Annotated in this window: 3 protein-coding genes; 1 reads left to right on the top strand and 2 read right to left on the bottom strand. The window is 72.1% G+C overall.

Going from position 1 to position 2,098, the window contains the following annotated elements; translation table 11 throughout:
* Nucleotides 1-13: 13 nt before the first annotated feature.
* Nucleotides 14-877, top strand: coding sequence for an SCO6745 family protein (locus tag ACQKIP_RS45850; protein ID WP_365856645.1), 864 nt, complete (start codon nt 14-16; stop codon nt 875-877).
* A 27-nt stretch (nt 878-904) separates the two neighbouring features.
* On the opposite strand, the gene ACQKIP_RS45845 is transcribed toward ACQKIP_RS45850, so the two are convergent.
* Together ACQKIP_RS45845 and ACQKIP_RS45840 are read right to left on the bottom strand one after the other, a co-directional pair.
* The gene (locus ACQKIP_RS45845; protein WP_365856643.1) at nt 905-1,471 is read right to left on the bottom strand and encodes a DUF4240 domain-containing protein; all 567 of its coding nucleotides are present in this window, start codon (nt 1,469-1,471) and stop codon (nt 905-907) included.
* Between the two features lie 99 nt (nt 1,472-1,570).
* The coding region (locus tag ACQKIP_RS45840) for a zinc-binding dehydrogenase (RefSeq protein ID WP_427745712.1) at nt 1,571-2,098 on the bottom strand (528 nt) is incomplete at its 5' end.

The following is a 2,098-nucleotide window of genomic DNA, read 5'->3' as shown; positions in this document are numbered from 1 at the left end:
CCGGAGCCGCAGCATGACTTCCCTCGAGGCGAGCACGGGCCGCCGCTGCCACCACGCCATCTCGCCCCTGCACGTCTGCCTGTACTTCGCGCCGGAGCCGGAGGACGAACTCGCTGCGCTCGGCCTTGACCGCGGCGCCATGGCCTACCTCGCGGGACGCGCGGCGCCGCTCGGGGCCGTCGGCGCGGGCACGGTCACGGCGACGTTCTACAACTTCAACCGCGAGCACGTGCAGCGGTATCTGCCCGCCGCGTGGGGCATCACCACGCCGCAGGCGGTAGTCGCGGCCCGGCTGCGCGGCGCGGACGGAACGCTGCAACGCCTGCTGGGAAAGGAGGTGCTCACGTCGCGGGAGATGAGCGAGGCGGCCGAGCTGGCACTGCGCGCCGCCGAGGCCTGCCGACCGGAGGCTCGGCCGTTGTACGCGGCCAACGCCGACCTCCCCGTACCCGACGAACCGCATCTGGCCCTGTGGCACGCCGCGACGCTGCTGCGCGAGCACCGGGGCGACGGCCACCTCACCGCACTGACCATCGCCGGCCTGTCCGGCATCGAGGCGCTGGTCCTGCACAATGCGACCGGTACGGCGCCGACTTCGGCACTGTTCATGCGGACCCGCGGGTGGACCTCGCGGCAATGGGCCGCCGCCCGGGAGGGGTTGTGCGAGCGCGGTCTGCTGGATGGGGCCGACGATCTGACGGCGGCGGGCGCGTCCCTGCGCGCCGATGCCGAGGCGCTCACCGACCGCCTCGACGCCGGCCCCTACGACCACCTGGGCCCGGCGGCCACCGCACGCCTCACCGAACTGGGCGGCGGCTTCGCCGCAACTCTGCGGGCAGCGGGGGCCTTTCCCGCGGTGCACTTCGGCAAGGGGTGACCGGGCCGGGACCGAGCCGCGCGGTTCTCAGTGGTCTGCCCCAAGACACAGGGCCGCGAGGCGGGGAAGCCGACGGCTCATCTCGCTGTCGTCGTCGAAGTCGAATTCCTCACCCATGTCCACCGCGGCGGCGTTCTCGGGTTCAGCCCCGCAAAAGCCGTCCCGGGCTTCGTCGAAGGCATCCGCATCACCCGTGATCCGCTCGAAGGCCGCGCCGGCCGCATAGTTCACCGCTTCGCAGAACAGCACCTCGTCCCGGGACTCCTCCGCGTCAGCCACCTCAGGGTGCCCGGCGAGGCTGTCGGGGTCGGCTGCCACGCGCTCGTACCACTGGCGGCCCGAAGCGATCACACCCGCGCGGAAGTCGATGAAACCGTCGTCCGAGCAACCGCCCCCGATGAGGTAGGCAGCCGCCCACACGTCCCAGCGGTACAACGCGTCGTGCAACTCGTCAAAGCGTTGCGCGTACTCCAGGATCTCCTGACGCGGTCGCTTCGCGAGCCGTTCGACGAGGACCCCGTCGAACGGCTCTCCCGTTGAGGTCGTTTCGGTGCGCGCGGCCTCGATGATGTCCCAGAAGGTGTCGATCTCCATGACCCGGCACTCTGCCACCCCCCTCTGACAATCTATTCGGACAGCAGTACCGCCATCGGCGCTTGCCTCCCGGCCCGGCGGTGATGCCGTCCGGCGCGCTCAGCGCACGTCGATGACGGCCTTGCCCGGTACGCGGCGGCCTGCCAGTTCGGCGGCGGCCCCAGCCACCTGCGTCCAGTCGGTGCGCAGGGCGACTTGCGGGTCCAGTTCGCCGCGGGCGGTGAGGGCGGCCAGCCAGGTGAGGTCGGCGCCCAGGCCTGCGGCGTCGTCAAGGAGGTAGAAGGTGGCGATCTGGCGGTTGTGGCGGTGGCCGTTGCCGAAGAGGGCTCCGTAGGGGAACTGCTCGCCGTCGCCGGATATGTGGCCCGCGGAGACCAGTACGCCGTGATCGGCCAGGGTGCCGTGTGCGGCGACCATGTGGGCGCCGCCGACCAGTTCGACCACGCCGTGCACCGGTTCGAGGTGCTCGAGCGCGGCCGGGCCGGTGACGATCTCGTGGGCGCCGAGTGCGCGCAGCGCGTCCGCCTTCGCCGGATCGCGGGTCACCGCGGTGACATGTGCGCCGCCTCGGGCCGCGAGTTGCAGCGTGAAGCGGCCCACGCCGCCGCCCGCGCCGGTCACCAGGAC

Source organism: Streptomyces sp. NPDC059900 (assembly GCF_050270335.1).
GTDB lineage: Bacteria > Actinomycetota > Actinomycetes > Streptomycetales > Streptomycetaceae > Streptomyces.
Note: the sequence above shows the minus strand (reverse complement) of the source record. Positions and strands in the feature narration are given on the sequence as shown.